16 protein-coding genes are annotated in these 15,545 nt (G+C 73.3%); 7 read left to right on the top strand and 9 right to left on the bottom strand.

Translation table 11 applies throughout. The features are described from left to right. Nucleotides 1-121 precede the first annotated feature (121 nt). On the top strand, nt 122-970 hold the full coding sequence (locus tag E5082_RS09790) for a DeoR/GlpR family DNA-binding transcription regulator (RefSeq protein WP_135790887.1): 849 nt from the start codon (nt 122-124) through the stop codon (nt 968-970). A 24-nt stretch (nt 971-994) separates the two neighbouring features. Here the strand turns inward: E5082_RS09790 and cds1 are convergent, their stop codons facing one another. After that, nucleotides 995-2,119, bottom strand: a complete 1,125-nt coding sequence (cds1, locus tag E5082_RS09795; RefSeq protein WP_135790888.1) for an L-cysteine desulfhydrase Cds1 — start codon at nt 2,117-2,119, stop codon at nt 995-997. 292 nt (nt 2,120-2,411) lie between these two features. On the opposite strand from cds1, the gene E5082_RS09800 reads away from it, so the two are divergent. Both E5082_RS09800 and E5082_RS33670 read left to right on the top strand, forming a co-directional pair. Then, nucleotides 2,412-2,735 (top strand): hypothetical protein, encoded by a 324-nt coding sequence (locus E5082_RS09800; RefSeq protein WP_135790889.1) that lies wholly within the window; start codon nt 2,412-2,414, stop codon nt 2,733-2,735. Between the two features lie 206 nt (nt 2,736-2,941). After that, nucleotides 2,942-3,658 carry an ATP-binding protein gene (locus E5082_RS33670; protein ID WP_135790890.1) on the top strand — a complete coding sequence of 239 codons (717 nt, stop codon included), beginning with the start codon at nt 2,942-2,944 and terminating at the stop codon, nt 3,656-3,658. Nucleotides 3,659-3,709: 51 nt separating this feature from the next. Here E5082_RS33670 and E5082_RS09810 read toward each other — a convergent pair whose 3' ends face one another. The 3 genes from E5082_RS09810 to E5082_RS09820 all read right to left on the bottom strand — a co-directional run bounded on the left by E5082_RS09810 (nt 3,710) and on the right by E5082_RS09820 (nt 6,405). Beyond that, a complete protein-coding gene (locus tag E5082_RS09810) occupies nt 3,710-4,426 on the bottom strand; it encodes an NUDIX hydrolase (RefSeq protein WP_135790891.1) in 717 nt (238 codons plus the stop codon). Nucleotides 4,427-4,439: 13 nt separating this feature from the next. Further along, nucleotides 4,440-5,678 carry an ROK family protein gene (locus E5082_RS09815; protein WP_135790892.1) on the bottom strand — a complete coding sequence of 413 codons (1,239 nt, stop codon included), beginning with the start codon at nt 5,676-5,678 and terminating at the stop codon, nt 4,440-4,442. A gap of 61 nt (nt 5,679-5,739) precedes the next feature. Next, entirely contained in the window at nt 5,740-6,405 is a 666-nt protein-coding gene (locus tag E5082_RS09820; RefSeq protein WP_135790893.1) for an alpha-ketoglutarate-dependent dioxygenase AlkB family protein, read from the bottom strand. Between the two features lie 77 nt (nt 6,406-6,482). Here E5082_RS09820 and E5082_RS09825 point away from each other — a divergent pair, with 77 nt between their 5' ends. Continuing rightward, nucleotides 6,483-7,616, top strand: coding sequence for a methyltransferase (locus E5082_RS09825; protein ID WP_135791212.1), 1,134 nt, complete (start codon nt 6,483-6,485; stop codon nt 7,614-7,616). On the opposite strand, the gene E5082_RS09830 is transcribed toward E5082_RS09825, so the two are convergent. After that, complete coding sequence (locus tag E5082_RS09830) at nt 7,603-8,472, bottom strand: class II fructose-bisphosphate aldolase (RefSeq protein ID WP_135790894.1); 870 nt, start codon at nt 8,470-8,472, stop codon at nt 7,603-7,605. The genes E5082_RS09825 and E5082_RS09830 overlap by 14 nt on opposite strands. Nucleotides 8,473-8,493: 21 nt before the next feature. After that, nucleotides 8,494-9,375, bottom strand: a complete 882-nt coding sequence (locus E5082_RS09835; protein WP_135790895.1) for an SIS domain-containing protein — start codon at nt 9,373-9,375, stop codon at nt 8,494-8,496. Between the two features lie 123 nt (nt 9,376-9,498). Between E5082_RS09835 and E5082_RS09840 the strand changes: the two genes are divergently transcribed. After that, complete coding sequence (locus tag E5082_RS09840) at nt 9,499-10,278, top strand: DeoR/GlpR family DNA-binding transcription regulator (protein ID WP_135790896.1); 780 nt, start codon at nt 9,499-9,501, stop codon at nt 10,276-10,278. A gap of 10 nt (nt 10,279-10,288) precedes the next feature. Here E5082_RS09840 and E5082_RS09845 read toward each other — a convergent pair whose 3' ends face one another. Further along, nucleotides 10,289-10,978 carry a TetR/AcrR family transcriptional regulator gene (locus E5082_RS09845; RefSeq protein ID WP_135790897.1) on the bottom strand — a complete coding sequence of 230 codons (690 nt, stop codon included), beginning with the start codon at nt 10,976-10,978 and terminating at the stop codon, nt 10,289-10,291. Nucleotides 10,979-11,108: 130 nt separating this feature from the next. Between E5082_RS09845 and E5082_RS09850 the strand changes: the two genes are divergently transcribed. Continuing rightward, nucleotides 11,109-11,561: a nitroreductase/quinone reductase family protein gene (locus E5082_RS09850; RefSeq protein WP_135790898.1), complete on the top strand. Its 453-nt coding sequence runs from the start codon at nt 11,109-11,111 to the stop codon at nt 11,559-11,561. Between the two features lie 12 nt (nt 11,562-11,573). Here E5082_RS09850 and E5082_RS09855 read toward each other — a convergent pair whose 3' ends face one another. Continuing rightward, on the bottom strand, nt 11,574-12,848 hold the full coding sequence (locus tag E5082_RS09855; RefSeq protein WP_135790899.1) for a geranylgeranyl reductase family protein: 1,275 nt from the start codon (nt 12,846-12,848) through the stop codon (nt 11,574-11,576). Nucleotides 12,849-13,019: 171 nt separating this feature from the next. Between E5082_RS09855 and E5082_RS09860 the strand changes: the two genes are divergently transcribed. Continuing rightward, the gene (locus tag E5082_RS09860; RefSeq protein WP_135790900.1) at nt 13,020-14,375 is read left to right on the top strand and encodes a dipeptidase; all 1,356 of its coding nucleotides are present in this window, start codon (nt 13,020-13,022) and stop codon (nt 14,373-14,375) included. 58 nt (nt 14,376-14,433) lie between these two features. Here the strand turns inward: E5082_RS09860 and E5082_RS09865 are convergent, their stop codons facing one another. Then, a complete protein-coding gene (locus tag E5082_RS09865) occupies nt 14,434-15,477 on the bottom strand; it encodes an NUDIX hydrolase (protein WP_135790901.1) in 1,044 nt (347 codons plus the stop codon). Nucleotides 15,478-15,545: the final 68 nt, after the last annotated feature.

Raw genomic sequence — 15,545 nt, forward strand, 5'->3', positions numbered from 1 at the left:
GCCCCATGGCGGCCCGTGACAAGATGAGACTCCGGCGTATGTGGTGGGGTCCGGGAACGGGCAGGTCACCGCGGGCGCGCCAGGCGGCTCGGACAGGTGTGGCGAAAGGACCGGAGCGTACGTGAGCGAGAATCAGAACCTCCTCGCGGAGCAGCGGCGCGCTCTGATCGTGGACGAGGTCCGGCGGCGGGGCGGTGTCCGGGTCAATGAGCTGACCCGTCAACTGGGTGTCTCGGACATGACCGTGCGCCGCGACCTGGACGCGCTGGCCCGGCAGGGTGTGCTGGAGAAGGTGCACGGCGGCGCGGTCCCGGTGGTCGAGGCGAGCACGCACGAGCCGGGGTTCGAGGCCAAGTCCGGCCTGGAGCCGACCGCCAAGGAGGAGATCGCGCGGGCGGCCGCGCGCCTGGTGGCGCCGGGTTCGGCGATCGCGCTGTCCGGCGGTACGACCACCTTCACACTGGCCGGGCAGCTCCTGGAGGTGCCCGACCTGACCGTGGTGACGAACTCGGTGCGGGTCGCCGATGTCTTCCACACCGCGCAGCGCACCTCGGGCCGACGGCCGGGTGCGGCCACGGTGGTGCTGACCGGCGGGGTGCGCACCCCGTCCGACTCGCTGGTGGGTCCGGTGGCGGACCGGGCCATCGCCGCGCTCCACTTCGATCTGCTGTTCCTCGGCGTGCACGGCATATCGGCGGAGGCCGGGTTGTCCACGCCGAACCTCGCCGAGGCGGAGACCAACCGGCAGCTGGTGCGCTCGGCGCGCCGGGTCGTGGTGGTCGCCGACCACACCAAGTGGGGCACGGTGGGATTGAGTTCGTTCGCCGCGCTGGACGACGTGGACACGCTCGTCACGGACGGCGGGCTGCCCGCCGAGGCCCGTGCCGAGATCTCCGAGCGGCTGCGGCGCCTGGTGGTGGCGGGCGAACCGGAGGACGACGAGGAGCCCGAGGGCCCCGAGGAGGACTGACGGCGCCCCGGGGGCGCACTCGCTTCAGTCCGGCCACACCCCCGTGGCCAGCAGTGACTCGATCGCGGCCGTGTACGGTCCGATGTCGAGGTTCTGCTCCTCCAGCCAGCTGTCCGAGTAGTACTTGTCGAGGTAGCGGTCGCCGGGGTCGCACAGCAGGGTGACCACACTGCCGTTCCGGCCCTCGGCCACCATCTCGGAGACGATCTTCAGCGCGCTCCACAGCCCGGTCCCGGTGGACCCGCCCGCCTTGCGCCCCAGCGCCCGCTCCAGCGCGCGTACGGCGGCCACGCTCGCGGCGTCCGGGACCTTCATCATGCGGTCGATCGCACCGGGCACGAAGCTGGGCTCCATGCGCGGCCGTCCGATCCCCTCGATGCGGGAGCCGCAGTCGCAGGTGACGTCCGGGTCGCCGGTGGTCCAGCCCTCGAAGAAGCAGGAGTTCTCGGGGTCGGCCACACAGACGCGGGTGTCGTGCTGGAGGTAGTGCACATAGCGGGCGAGGGTGGCCGAGGTGCCGCCGGTGCCGGCCGTGGCGACGATCCAGGCGGGCACCGGGTACCGCTCCAGCGCGAGCTGCCGGAAGATCGACTCGGCGATGTTGTTGTTGCCGCGCCAGTCGGTGGCGCGCTCGGCATAGGTGAACTGGTCCATGAAGTGGCCGCCGGTCTCGGCCGCGAGCCGCGCCGACTCGGCGTACATGGTGCGCGGGTCGTCCACGAAGTGGCAGCGGCCGCCGTGGAACTCGATGAGCCGGCACTTCTCGGCACTGGTGGTGCGCGGCATGACGGCGATGAACGGCACGCCGATCAGGGACGCGAAGTACGCCTCGGAGACGGCGGTCGAGCCGCTGGACGCCTCGATCACCGGGCGGCCGGGGCGAATCCAGCCGTTGCACAGGCCGTAGAGGAAGAGGGAGCGGGCGAGGCGGTGCTTGAGGCTGCCGGTCGGGTGGGTCGACTCGTCCTTGAGGTAGAGGTCGATGCCCCATTCCTCGGGGAGCGGAAAGCGCAGCAAGTGGGTGTCCGCTGATCGGTTCGCGTCCGCCTGGACTTTGCGGACGGCCTCTTTCAGCCAGTCCCGGTAGGCCGCGTCACTGCGGTCGACATCGAGGGTGGCGCCGGTCCGGGCCGGTGGGGTGGTGCTCACGGCGGGGCTCCTTACGCTGGGCGCCGACGACGCCCGGCGCGGTCGGCAGCCCGATCATAGGCATCAGTGGCACCGCTTCTCACCTGCATCAACGCATCTTTGAGCCACCCAAAGGCAGCCTGGGGCACACCCGTACGAGGGGGCGCGGGGGCGCATTGGCGCGAGTGCTCCAGCGCCACGTGCGCCCCGTTCGCGCGCACTGGTGCTCCTGTCCGCGCCGGGGCAGACTGCACCGCGTGGACCGGCCGCCGTGCGGGGGCCGGTGGACCGGTACGCGAGGGGGCGGTACGGGATGGCGGAGCCGGAGTTCACGGCGAGAGGCGTGCGCATCGGCAAGGGGGTGCGCTCGCTGACGCGGGCGGGCCGGGTCCGGGTCGGCGACGGCAGGGTGGAGCTGCTCACCAGCGAGGGCAGCGAGATCGACAGCGCCCCCGTCGGGACCGTACGGGCCTCCAGACCGTGGTTCGCCCCGCAGGGGCGGGCGCAGGCCGAGCTGAACGGCCGGCGCTACCAGCTCACGCTCACCGAGCGTGACTCCGCACCCGGTGAGCCGGGGCCGCCCGCCGCCAGCCGGTTCGTCGAAGCGGTGCGCCGCGCGGCCGGCCGGGGTGGCTGACCTGCGGGCCACCGTGGCGAGTTGCGGGAGGGCGGGCACTACGGCACGCTGATCTCACGTCACTCTGGGTTTACCGGAGGTTACGCTGCGGACCAGCCCGTCGGCCTCGACGGCGGCGGTCACAGGGACGTCGGCGCCCTCCCGGATTTCCGTTGTTCTCCGTGTTCCTCCGGTCAATCCGGACCTCACACCGGGGAGTCGCAGCCGTGATCAGTCACCCGAACAGGCACTGCACGGTGGAGCTCCAAGCCCTGCCGTCGCGGATCGGCCAGGTCCGCAGAATCGTATCTGCGCAGTTGCGCTACTGGCGTCTGGACCCGTTGATAGACCGGGCCGCGCTCGGTGTGACCGAGCTGCTGAGCAACGTCCACCGACATGCCCGGCCCGACAAGTCCTGCACCGTGGAGCTGGAGTTCCAGTCCGACCGGCTCACTGTCTCCGTCCGCGACCGCGATCCACGTCTTCCCGTGGTGGCCGACAGCGCCGGGGCGTCGGACGCCGGACCCCTCGCGACCTGCGGGCGGGGGCTGGTGATGGTGGCCGCCGTCAGCGAGAGCTGGGGCTGCCGGCCGGACGGCGAGGACGGCAAAGTCGTGTGGTTCGCACTGTCCGCGACCGCGGCCCCGCGTCCACCGGCGCCGAAACCGCTCCGCGCGGCGGAGCAGCGGCCCGAGCCCGCGCCGCTCACCGTACAGCCCCTGGTCCGCGCACCCGAGCCGGTCGTGGTCCACGCCCCGGCGCCCGAGCCCTCGGTGGCGCACGGTCCGGCTCGCTCCCCCGAGCCCGCCGTGGCCCACGCCCCCGCCGGCACCCCGGCACCGGAACCCGCCCTGGCCCACGCGGCGTCCGAACCCGTGGCCCCCAAACCGGCGCCGCCCGTGGTGGCGGCAGCGGTTTCCGCGACGTCGGCCGTCCCCGGCTGACCGAACGGAACGCGTGCCCGGTACCGCGCCCGAGCGCCGTACCGGGCCGCGCTACGCCCCGAAGAGCCGCCCCGCCGCCAACTCCAGGTAGGACGCCAACGGACCGGGCAGCGAGCGGAGTTCGGGCAACGAGCCGATCAACTCCACCCGGTCGAACTCCGGGTCCACCCCTGACGCGGTCTCGGTCCGCGCCAGTTCCGCGTAGTGCTCCCGCAGTTGGCACGCGGGACGCGGCGGGGCGATGAAGAGGAACCCCAAGCTGCCCCAGGCGTCAAGGACCACCGGGCCCGGTACGAGGGCGTCGGCGGCGGTGTCGGAGCCGGTCTCCTCGGCCAGTTCGCGGGCCGCGTGCAGCCGGAGCACCTCCAGGTCCAACGCGGCCCCCTCGCACGGAGGTTCGACCGTACCGCCGGGTGGCTGCCACCGGCCGGGGGCCGAGGTGGTGGACGACATCCGCCCCACCAGCAGGCGCCCGTCGTCACAGGGCTGCAGCACCGCCACGAACAGCGCGGCCACGGCCGGTGCGCCCGGCAGCCCGCGCAGGGCGCGGTAGCGGTACGTCAGCCTCGTCCAGGAGACCGACAGACCGCCCGCGTCGTCCCGTTCGAACCTGGTGAGCCCGGCCACCGGACCGTCGAACAGGGTCGGGTTGGCGGTCACGGCGGCTGCCCAGCGGTGGTCCATCGTCGTGCGCTGGGCGGCGGTGAGGGCGGGCGGGACGGTCTCCTCGAAGCGGAGACGGGAGACGTCCCACAGCTGCGCCGTCACCGCCGGGCCGCCGTCACCGCAGGGCCGCCAGCGGGTCGTCGAGCACCGGCTGCCAGGCGAGTTCGGCGGCGCCGACCAGGCTGTCGTGGTCCAGGGTGCACGGCAGTATGGGCACGCTGCCGCTCTGCCCCCACAGGCTGCGCTCGGCGACGACGGCGCGCAGCCGCTCGGGGTCGGCGTTGAGCAGGCTCCGGTGCAGTCCGCCGAGGATGACGCGGTCGGGGTTGAGGATGTTGACCAGCCCTGCCAGCCCCAGTCCGAGCCGGTCGATCAGCGTCTCGGCGGCGGCGCGTACGGCAGGCTCGGCGTACCGGGTCCGCAGCAGGTCGTCGGCCTGGGCGAGGAGGGACACCTCGGGGCCGGGGTCGAGTCCGGCCTCCACGAGGAGGGCGAGCGGGTCGGCCTCGACGTCGAGACAGCCCCGGCTCCCGCAGTGGCACACGCGGCCCTCGGGGTTGACGGTGAGGTGGCCGACCTCCAGGGCGAGGCCCGAACTGCCGGTGTGCAGGCGGCCGTCGAGGACGAGCGCGCCGCCGACACCCCGGTGCCCGGTGGCCACGCACAGCAGGTGCCGGGCGCCCCGGCCCGCGCCGTGCCGGTGTTCGGCGAGGGCGGCGAGGTTGACGTCGTTGCCCGCGAAGGCGGGCCCGGTGATCCCGGCGGCGTGCACGAGGCCGGCGAAGATGCGGCGCACCGGTTCCCCGGCCGGCCAGGCCAGGTGGAGGGGGTTGAGGGCGAGCCCGTCGGGTTCGGCGACGGCGGACGGCACGGCGAGCCCGGCGCCCACGCAGCGGCGGCCCGTGGCCCGCAGCAGGTCGGCGCCCGCCTCCACCACCGCGCCGAGCACCTTGGCCGGGTCGGCGTCGACGGTCTCGCAGCCGGGCGTGGTCGCCACGATCCGTCCGCCGAGGCCGACCAGGGCGGCCCGGAAGCCGTCCGTGTGCACTTGCGCGGCCAGCGCGACGGGCCCGTCCTCGGCGACCTCCAGCCGGTGCGAGGGGCGGCCCTGGGAACCGGCGGGGGCGCTGGGGCGGGCGTCGACCCTGATCAGGCCGAGCGCCTCCAGTTCGGCGGCGACGGCACCGGCGGTGGCGCGGGTGACGCCGAGTTCCGCGGTGAGCACGGCACGGGTCGGGGCACGTCCGGTGTGCACCAGCTCCAGCGCGGGGCCGAGGGCACCGCGTCCCCGGTCCAGCCGCGCCCGTGAGATGGGTCCTGCCCCCGCCTTCCGGGGGTCCGCCATGCCGCTCATGGGGGCGAGTCTCGCATGATCCGCTCCGGTCGTGACCTGTCTCGTGACCGATGTGACATGGTCAGCCGGCGGGGGCGGCCAGGCCGCTCACGCGCAGGGTGATGTTGAGCCGTCCGGTCAGCCCCAGCCAGGCCGGCGCGGTGCCGGGGAGCACGCGCGGGACGCCGTGGAAGGCGAGGCGGGAGGGGCCGCCGAAGACGAAGAGGTCACCGCTGCGCAGCTCCACGTCCGTGTAGGGGCGGGTTCGGGTCTCGGTGTTGCCGAAGCGGAACACACAGGTGTCGCCCAGGCTGAGGGAGACCACCGGGGCCTCGGAGCGTTCGTCGCCGTCGCGGTGCATGCCCATGCGGGCGTCGCCGTCGTAGAAGTTGATCAGGGCGATGTCGTAGGGGTCGCCGGGGACCGCCTCCGGGCCGAGGGCGTCGGCGACCGCGTTCCGGGCCAGCTCGTCGAGCCAGGCCGGGAAGGGCTTAACGGGGGCGTTGTCGCCGTCGACGACCGTGCGGGCGTAGGCGTACGGGTACCAGTGCCAGCCGAGGCACACCTGCCGGGCGGTCATGGTGCCGCCGCCGGGGGTGCGGACGGTGCGCAGTCCGGCCGGCGGACGGGCCCACTCGCGGCAGGCGGTGAGCAGCGCGCGCTGCCGGTCCGCGTCCAGCCAGTGCGGGACGTGCACGGCGCCCGGCGCGGCTTCGGCCCGCTCCCTGGGAAAGAGTTCCACGTCCATGCCCTCATTTTCCCCCCTGAGCGCCCGACCGGGCCTGAGCTGGGGCTCGGCTAGCCTGGGGGGCGATGAACGACCGCATGACGACTCCGTGGGGCGAGACCGAGCTGTCCCGTTTCCCCGACGACCCCCGCGACCGGCTGCGTGCCTGGGACGCCTCCGACGCGTATCTGCTGCGGCATCTGGCCGGGGAAGGGGTGGATCTGTCGGGCGAGGTCGTGGTGCTCGGCGACCGCTGGGGCGCACTGGCGACGGCGCTCGCCGCGCACCGGCCCACGCAGATCACCGACTCCTTCCTGAGCCAGGAGGCCACGCGGGCCAACCTGGGGCGGGCCGGGGTCGGTCCCGGCGCGGTACGGCTGCTGACCACGCAGGACCCGGTGCCGGAGCGGGTGGACGTGCTGCTGGTGCGGGTGCCCAAGAGCCTGGCGCTGCTGGAGGACCAGCTGCTGCGGCTGGCCCCCTCGGTGCACGCGGGGACGGTGGTGATCGGCACCGGCATGGTGAAGGAGATCCACACCTCCACCCTCAAACTGTTCGAGCGCGTTCTCGGGCCGACGCGCACCTCGCTGGCCGAGCAGAAGGCCCGGCTGATCTTCTGCGCCCCGGACCCCTCGCTCGTCACGCCGGACAACCCCTGGCCCTACGGCTACACCCTGCCCGACGGGATCGGGGCGGCCTCGGGGCGGCCGGTGGTCAATCACGCGGGTGTCTTCTGCGCCGACCGGCTGGACATCGGCACCCGGTTCTTCCTGGGGCATCTGCCCGAGACGCACGGCCGCCGGGTGGTGGACCTCGGCTGCGGCAACGGCGTGGTGGGTACGGCGGTGGCGCTGGCGGACCCGGAGGCCGAGGTCCTGTTCGTGGACGAGTCGTTCCAGGCCGTGGCCTCGGCCGAGGCCACGTACAAGGCGAACGGGGTGCCGGGGCACGCGGAGTTCCGGGTCGGGGACGGGCTGGCCGGGGTGGCGTCCGGCAGCGTGGACCTGGTGCTGAACAACCCGCCCTTCCACTCCCACCAGGCCACCAGCGACGCCACGTCCTGGCGGATGTTCACCGGCGCCGAGCGCGCGCTGCGGCCGGGCGGCGAGCTGTGGGTGATCGGCAACCGGCACCTGGGCTACCACGTGAAGCTGAAGCGGCTGTTCGGCAACTGTGAACTGGTGGCCAGCGACCCGAAGTTCGTGGTGCTGAAGGCGGTCAGGAAGGGTTAGCGCCGGCGCGCCCGAGTACGCGGATGATCCGGGCCACCTCGTCGGCCATGGCCGTGCGGCCGCCGGCGAGGTAGGTGCGGGGGTCGACGGTCTCGGGGTGCCGGCCGAGGTGCTCGCGGACCGCTCGGGTGAGGGCCGTATTGAGGGCGGTGCCGACGTTGACCTTGCCGATGCCGCCCTCGACCGCCCTGACCAGCTCGTCGTCCGGCACGCCCGAGGAGCCGTGCAGCACCAGGGGTACGGCCAGTTCGGCGGCGAGCCGCTTGAGCAGAACGTGGTCCAGGGCGGCGGTACGGGTGGTCATGGCGTGGGTGCTGCCCACGGCCACGGCCAGCGCGTCGACACCGGTCCGCGCGACGAAGTCCCGCGCCTCCACGGGGTCGGTACGGGCGCCGGGGGCGTGGGCGTCCAGCGGGGGTCTGCCGTCCTTGCCGCCTATCTGGCCCAACTCGGCCTCGATCCAGAGACCTTGGGCATGCGCCCAGTCGGCGGCCGTGTGGGTGGCGGCCAGGTTCTCGGCGTAGGGCAGGCGGGCGGCGTCATACATCACCGAGCTGAATCCGGCGTCCGGGGCGCGGCGCAGGAGGTCGTCGCTGTGGACGTGGTCGAGGTGCAACGCCACGGGTGCGGCGGCCTGTTCGGCGGCGGCGACGGCGGCGCGGGCGAGGGGCCGGAGGTCACCGTTCCTGAACTTGACCGCGTTCTGGCTCACTTGGAGCACGACGGGCGCTCCGGCCGTCTCGGCTCCCGCGATGACGGCCTCGATGTGTTCGAGGGTGATGATGTTGAACGCGGCCACGGCGGTGCGGAGTCGGGCTGCTCGGATGATCAGTTCACCGGTGGTGGTGAGGGGCACGGCGGCTGCTCCCTTCCGTGTTCAGGGGGTGAGGATCACCGAGCGCGTGAGGTGGCGCGGCCGGTCGGGGTCGAGTCCCCGGGCGGCGGCCACGGCGACGGCGAGACGCTGGACGCGGATCAGTTCGGCGAGCGGGTCGAGTCCGCCCTCGATCCACAACGCGCCGGTCGCTCGGACCTGTTCGGCGAGCCCCTCGGGGGCCGGGCCGAGCGTCCAGGTCGCGGTGTCCTGGGCGCTGATGCTGATCGGGCCGTGCCGGTACTCCATCGCCGGGTACGCCTCGGTCCAGGACAGTGATGCCTCGCGCATCTTCAGCGCTGCCTCGTTCGCCAGTCCCACGGTCCAGCCCCGGCCGAGGAAGGTGAACTCCCGTCGCTCCACGAGCCCGTGGGGCAGCGGGACGGTGAGGGCCGCGCGGGCGTCGGTAACGGCGGCCGGGGTGTGCAGCCCCAGGTGGGCACGGAGCAGGGTGAGGGCGGTGGTGGCGAACCGGGTCTGGACGACGGAGCGTTCGTCGGCGTGGTCGAGGACCACGAGATCGTCGGCAGCCCGCCGTATGGGCGTCTCGGGATCGGCGGTGATCGCGGTGGTGCGTGCTGTGCCCTTCAACTGGGCCAGCAGATCCAGCACTTCGGTGGTGGTACCCGAGCGGGTGAGGGCGATGACCTGGTCGTAGGACCGGCCGCGCGGGAACTCCGAGGCGGCGAAGGCGTCCGTCTCGCCCTGTCCGGCGTCCTCGCGCAGCGCCGCCACGGCCTGCGCCATGAAGTACGAGGTCCCGCAGCCGACGACCGCGACCCGCTCCCCCGGCACCGGCAGGGCCGCCCGGTACGGGCCCGCCTCCCGCGCCGCCCGCTCCCAGCACTCCGGCTGACTGTTCAGCTCGTCCTCGACATGGCTCATGCCACACCCTCCCCAGGCTGATCGTTCGTGCAAGATACTGCCGACTTTCGAGCACGATCAAGCATCGGGACGGGAATCGCCGGTGCGTTAGGGTCGCCGGGAGATCACAGGAACGGAGACCCGATGGCGCGGGAGACCCGCTGGCAGGCACTGCTGGAACTCCTCGCGGAGCGGGGCCGGCTGGAGGTGGAGGAGGCGGCGGCCGAGCTGGCGGTGTCGGCGGCGACCATCCGCCGGGACCTCGACGGCCTGGCCGAGCAGCGGATGCTCGTACGGACGCGGGGCGGGGCGGTGGCGCACGGGGTGTCGTACGAGCTGCCGCTCCGCTACAAGACGGCCCGGCACGCCTCCGAGAAGCAGCGGATCGCGGCGGCGGTGGCGGATCTGGTGGCGCCGGGCGAGGCGGTGGGGCTGACCGGGGGCACGACGACCACGGAGGTGGCCCGCGCACTGGCCGTGCGTCCCGATCTGGCCGCCGGCTCGCCCGCGTTGACCGTGGTCACCAACGCGCTCAACATCGCGGGGGAACTCGCCGTACGGCCGCAGTTCAAGATCGTGGTGACCGGCGGGGTCGCGCGTCCGCAGTCGTTCGAGCTGGTCGGGCCGCTCGCGGACGGGGTGCTCGGCGGGGTCACGCTGGACGTGGCGGTGCTCGGGGTGGGCGCCTTCGACCCGGTGCACGGTGCGGCGGCGCACGACGAGTCGGAGGCGGCGGTCAACCGGCTGCTGTGCGAGCGCGCGGAGCGGGTGGTGGTCGCGGCCGACTCCAGCAAGCTGGAGCGGCGGGCGTTCGCCCGGATCTGCGGCCCGGAGACGGTCACCACCCTGGTGACGGACACCTCGGTCGCCCCGGAGACGGTGCGCCGGTTCGAGGAGGCGGGCGTGCGGGTGCTGGCCGTCTGAGCCCCGCGGATCAGGCGGGCAGGCCCACGCTCGCACCGAGCCGGGTCACCGCGTGCCGGAAGAAGCGCTCGCGGTCGAGCACCACCTGCTCGAACTGCCCGAACAACTCGAAGCCGACCAGCCCGAACAACTCCGCCCAGGCGGCGACCATGGCGGGCGCGGCCTCCACCGGCAGCTCAGGAGCGATCTCGGCCGCCATGCGCTCGGCCTCGCACCGCAGCTCGGCGGGGAGCGACAGCCCGGGGAGGCCGGGCCCCCGGTCGGCGTCGCGGACGACACCGATCAGCACCATGGCGACCCGCGCGGCGGACGGGATGGTGGTGGCGGGGGCGGCGTATCCGGGTACGGGCGAGCCGTAGATCAGGGCGTACTCGTGCGGGTGGGCCAGCGCCCATACGCGTACCGCCTCGCAGGCGACCGTCCAGCGGCGCAGGAACTCCCCCGCCGGGACAGCCGCGTGGGCGGTTTCCACCGCCTCGCCCAGCGAATCGTAGGCATCGATGATCAGCGCGGTCAGCAGGTCGTCGCGGCTCGGGAAGTACCGGTAGAGCGCGGAGGACACCATGCCCAGCTCGCGGGCCACGGCGCGCAGCGAGAGCTTGGCCGCGCCCTCGGCGGCGAGCTGTCTGCGGGCCTCGTCCTTGATGGCCGCGGTGACCTCGGTCCTGGCCCGCGCGCGGGCGCCCTCTGCGGTGCTCATGCGGGTCAGTGTGCCACGCGACGGAGCACTGCACACAAAGCAGAGCACTGCTCTTGCATGAGAGCACCGATCTCGGCAGACTGGACACCAGAAGCGAGAGCACCGCTCTCCCGAACCCCTGGGGGTCGTCATGTCGTCCGCGCCGTACTACCTGAAGGCAAGCCCGCTCGGTACGTGGTTCAACGGACTGGTCGGCAAGCTCGCCCGTCTCGGTGTCAGCCTCGCGGGCAGCGCGGAGCTGTCGGTGCGCGGCCGCAAGAGCGGCGAGATGCAGCGCATCCCGGTCAACCCGCACACCTGCGAGGGCCGGCAGTACCTCGTCTCGGCGCGCGGCCACTCCCAGTGGGTGCGCAACATGCGCGCGGCGCACGGCGGTGAGCTGCGGGTCGGCCGGAAGGTGCGGCCGTTCCGCGCGGTGGAGCTGCCCGACGACGAGAAGCTCCCGATCCTGCGGACCTACCTGGAGCGCTGGGGCTGGCAGGTCGACAAGTACTTCGCCGGGGTGACCGCGAGCAGCTCCGACGCGGAGATCCTCGCGGCCGCCTCCGACCACCCGGTGTTCCGGATCACCGTCACCGACTGACGGTGCTCACCGTCACGGACTGACGGTGTCCCCCCGTTCGGGCTGCTCCGGCTGTTCGGCCGGGACGTCCGGCGCGCTCCGCCCCCGGTCCAGCGCGGCCAACGCCCGCTGGGCCAGCGGACGGGACCTGACCATCTCCCCCAGCGTCGTCGCGCCGGTGGTGATGTCCCGGAACGCCTTCCACGCGGGCCGGAACCCGGTGATTCCGGCGTGGAAGACACCGGGACGGCGCTCGAAGGCGGCCAGCAGCCGCTTGCCGACACTCATCTCCACGCCGAGCCCCGCCTTGATGGCGAAGGCGTAGTTCAGGGCCTGCCGACGGGTGTCGACCGCGTCGTGGGCCTCGGCGATCCGTACCGCCCACTCCCCCGCCAGGCGCCCGGAGCGCAGTGCGAAGGAGATGCCCTCACGGGTCCAGGGCTCCAGCAGTCCGGCCGCGTCCCCGCAGACCAGCACCCGGCCGCGGGAGAGCGGCGAGTCGTCGGCACGGCAGCGGGTCAAGTGCCCGGAGGAGATGCTCGGTTCGAAGCCGGCGAGACCCAGCCGGGCGATGAAGTCCTCCAAGTACCGCTTGGTGGCCGCTCCTTCACCCCGCGCGGAGATCACACCGACGGTGAGCGTGTCGCCCTTGGGGAAGACCCAGCCGTAACTGCCGGGCAGCGGGCCCCAGTCGATGAGGACGCGGCCCTTCCAGTCCTCGGCGACGGTGTCCGGCACCGGGATCTCGGCCTCCAGACCGAGGTCGACCTGGTCGAGCTTGACCCCGACATGGGCCCCTATCCGGCTGGCGCTGCCGTCGGCGCCGACGACCGCGTGGGCCAGTACCGTCTCGCCGTTCTGCAGGACCACGGCGACGGTGCGCCGGTCGGGGACGGCCGAGCCGTGCTGCTCCACGCGCTGCACGGTGACGCCGGTGCGCACCTCCGCGCCCGCCTTCTGGGCGTGCTCCACCAGGCGCTGGTCGAACTCGGGCCGGTTGATCAGCCCGAACAGCATCTGCCGGGAGCGGCGGGTCCGGGCGAAACGGCCGTTGTGGGAGAAGGTGACCGCGTGCACCCGGTCCTTGAAGGGGAGTTCGAAACCGGGCGGGAGCGCGTCACGGGAGGGGCCGATGATGCCGCCGCCGCACGTCTTGTAGCGGGGCAGTTCCGCCTTCTCCAGGATCAGCACCCGGCGGCCGGCGACGGCCGCCGCGTAGGCCGCCGAGGCGCCCGCGGGTCCCGCGCCGACCACGACGACGTCCCAGACCCGCCGCTCATCCTCCGCCGAAGTGTTCTCGCCGCTCACGATGGTCCATCGCTCCGATCAAGCCGCTGCCGCTCCCCCGGTGCACCGCTGACACGGGGCGGGGGACCCCCATGTCCCACGCATCCTACGGCCGGTCCCCGGCGTGGGCCGCTGTGGGAGGATCGGTGTATTCCAGCAGTTCAACGTCGTAACCCACGAGGAGTCGTGCCCATGTCGTCGAATCCGGTCGCCGAGACCGTCGCCTCGCTGATGCCCCGCGCCAAGGCGGAGCTGACCGAGCTGGTCGCCTTCAGGTCGGTGGCGGACTTCGAGCAGTTCCCGCGGAGCGAGAGCGAGGGCGCCGCGAACTGGATCGTGGACGCGCTCACCGCCGACGGCTTCACCGACGTGGCACTTCTGGACACCCCCGACGGCACCCAGTCGGTGTACGGCTACCTGCCCGGCCCCGAGGGCGCGAAGACCGTGCTGCTCTACGCCCACTACGACGTGCAGCCCCCGCTGGACGAGGCCGGCTGGACCACGCCCCCGTTCGAGCTGACCGAGCGGGACGGCCGCTGGTACGGGCGCGGCGCGGCCGACTGCAAGGGCGGCCTGATCATGCACCTGCTGGCGCTGCGCGCGCTGAAGGCGAACGGCGGGGTGCCGGTGCACGTCAAGGTCATCGCGGAGGGCTCCGAGGAGCAGGGGACGGGCGGCCTGGAGCGGTACGCGGAGGCGCACCCGGAGCTGCTGTCGGCGGACACCATCGTGATCGGCGACACTGGCAACTTCCGGGTGGGCCTGCCGACGGCGACCACCACCCTGCGCGGTATGACGATGCTCCGGGTCCAGGTCGACACCCTGGCCGGGAACCTGCACTCGGGCCAGTTCGGCGGCGCCGCCCCGGACGCGCTCGCCGCGCTGATCCGCCTGCTGGACTCGCTGCGCGCCGAGGACGGTTCGACGACGGTGGACGGTCTGACGGCCGACGCCCGCTGGGAGGGCCTGGAGTACGGCGAGGAGCAGTTCCGCTCGGACGCCAAGGTGCTGGACGGCGTCGGGCTGATCGGTGACGGCACGGTGGCCGACCGCCTGTGGGCGCGGCCGGCCGTGACCGTCATCGGCATCGACTGCCCGCCGGTCGTGGGCGCCACCCCGTCCGTGCAGTCCAGCGCCCGCGCGCAGATCAGCCTCCGGGTGCCGCCGGGCGTGGACGCCGCCGAGGCGACCAAGCTGCTCACCGCCCACCTGGAGACCCATGCGCCGTGGGGCGCGCGGGTGAGCATCGAGCACGTCGGCCAGGGCCAGCCGTTCCGCGCCGACACCACGAGCCCCGCCTACCAGGCGATGGCCGACGCGATGGCGGTCGCCTACCCGGGCGAGACCATGCAGTACGCGGGCCAGGGCGGCTCGATCCCGCTCTGCAACACCCTCGCCGGGCTCTACCCCGAGGCCGAGATCCTGCTCATCGGCCTGAGCGAGCCGGAGGCCCAGATCCACGCGGTCAACGAGAGCGTCTCCCCCGGGGAACTGGAGCGCCTCTCGGTCGCGGAGGCCCTGTTCCTGAACAACTACGCGGCGAACTGAACAAGTCGGCGACGGTGCGTTCCCGTCGGGGCGGGGGCGCACCGTCGTCGCACCCCGCTCAGCCGACCGGGACGCCCGCCTCCAGGTACAGCGCGGCGCCGCGTTCCCGGGCTCTGAGGGCCCAGCGGAGGCGCTCGTAGCGGACGGGCGGGAGCATGGTGGCGGCCTCGCGTTCGGTGGCGAAGCGCCAGGCACGCAACTCCGGTCCGGGCAGCAGTACTCCGGCGGCCTCGTCGGGGCCGAGCCGGCCGCCGTCGAAGAGCAGCCGGAGGCCGCCGTGGCCGGGCGGGGCGGGCCGCTCCCAGTCGACCACCAGCAGGCGGGGCACCTCCCGCAGCCGGATCCCGACCTCCTCGGCGACCTCCCGCATCCCGGCGCGGGCCGGGGCCTCCCCCCGCTCGACCACCCCGCCGGGGAACTCCCACCCCGGCTTGTAGGTCGGATCGACCAGCAGCACCCGGTCCTCCGCGTCGAAGAGCAGCACCCCGGCGGCCAGGGTCTCCCCGGCCGGCTCGGGTGTCTGCACGATCTCGCACGGCCGGGCCGCCCCGCTCCCCACGGCCTCGGTGATCCGGACGGCGCTCTGGTACGGCGTGAGTCCGCTGGTGTCGATGGGGTACGCGTCGGCCGTGAGCCAGGACGCGAGGGCCGCGCGGTAGGGCTCGATGTGGTCGTAGGCCCACTGCCGCTCGCGCATCTCGGCGTCGGGCACGCCCGGCGAGGGCTCCCGTCCGGCGATGCGCTGGCGCAAAATCGTTTCGGCCGGGGTGAGCAGCAGATGGCGCACGGAGATCCGGCGGGCGGCGAGGCCGCCGAATATCTCGTCGCGGTACTCCTGGCGCAGCAGGGTCATGGGGACCACCAGGGTCCCGCCCATCTCGGCGAGGAGCGCGGCGGCGGTGTCGATCACCAGACGGCGCCAGATCGGCAGGTCCTGGAAGTCGTCGACCTCGGCGAGGCGCTTGGCCGGCAGCAGGCGCAGGAGCTCCGCGCCGATCAGCTCGGGGTCGAAGAGCGTGCTGTTCGGGATCAGTTCGATCAATTCCCGTGCGGTGGTGGTCTTGCCCGCACCGAACGCGCCGTTGATCCAGACGACGGTCACGGTTCCCCCTCTTCTGTTGGCCCCCTGGGGCTTGCCCGTTCCACCCTGGCACGGAAACCACGCGCAGT

This window comes from Streptomyces griseoluteus (assembly GCF_004784465.1).
In the GTDB taxonomy this organism is placed as follows: domain Bacteria; phylum Actinomycetota; class Actinomycetes; order Streptomycetales; family Streptomycetaceae; genus Streptomyces; species Streptomyces griseoluteus.

What these genes read in the sequence shown, in the direction of transcription:
- E5082_RS09800 (WP_135790889.1), top strand. Translation starts at nt 2,412, where the DNA reads ATGGCGGAGCCGGAGTTCACGGCGAGAGGCGTGCGCATCGGCAAGGGG.
- E5082_RS09815 (WP_135790892.1), bottom strand. Translation starts at nt 5,678, where the DNA reads ATGAGCGGCATGGCGGACCCCCGGAAGGCGGGGGCAGGACCCATCTCA.
- E5082_RS09820 (WP_135790893.1), bottom strand. Translation starts at nt 6,405, where the DNA reads ATGGACGTGGAACTCTTTCCCAGGGAGCGGGCCGAAGCCGCGCCGGGC.
- E5082_RS09825 (WP_135791212.1), top strand. Translation starts at nt 6,483, where the DNA reads ATGACGACTCCGTGGGGCGAGACCGAGCTGTCCCGTTTCCCCGACGAC.
- E5082_RS09835 (WP_135790895.1), bottom strand. Translation starts at nt 9,375, where the DNA reads ATGAGCCATGTCGAGGACGAGCTGAACAGTCAGCCGGAGTGCTGGGAG.
- E5082_RS09840 (WP_135790896.1), top strand. Translation starts at nt 9,499, where the DNA reads ATGGCGCGGGAGACCCGCTGGCAGGCACTGCTGGAACTCCTCGCGGAG.
- E5082_RS09845 (WP_135790897.1), bottom strand. Translation starts at nt 10,978, where the DNA reads ATGAGCACCGCAGAGGGCGCCCGCGCGCGGGCCAGGACCGAGGTCACC.
- E5082_RS09850 (WP_135790898.1), top strand. Translation starts at nt 11,109, where the DNA reads ATGTCGTCCGCGCCGTACTACCTGAAGGCAAGCCCGCTCGGTACGTGG.
- E5082_RS09860 (WP_135790900.1), top strand. Translation starts at nt 13,020, where the DNA reads ATGTCGTCGAATCCGGTCGCCGAGACCGTCGCCTCGCTGATGCCCCGC.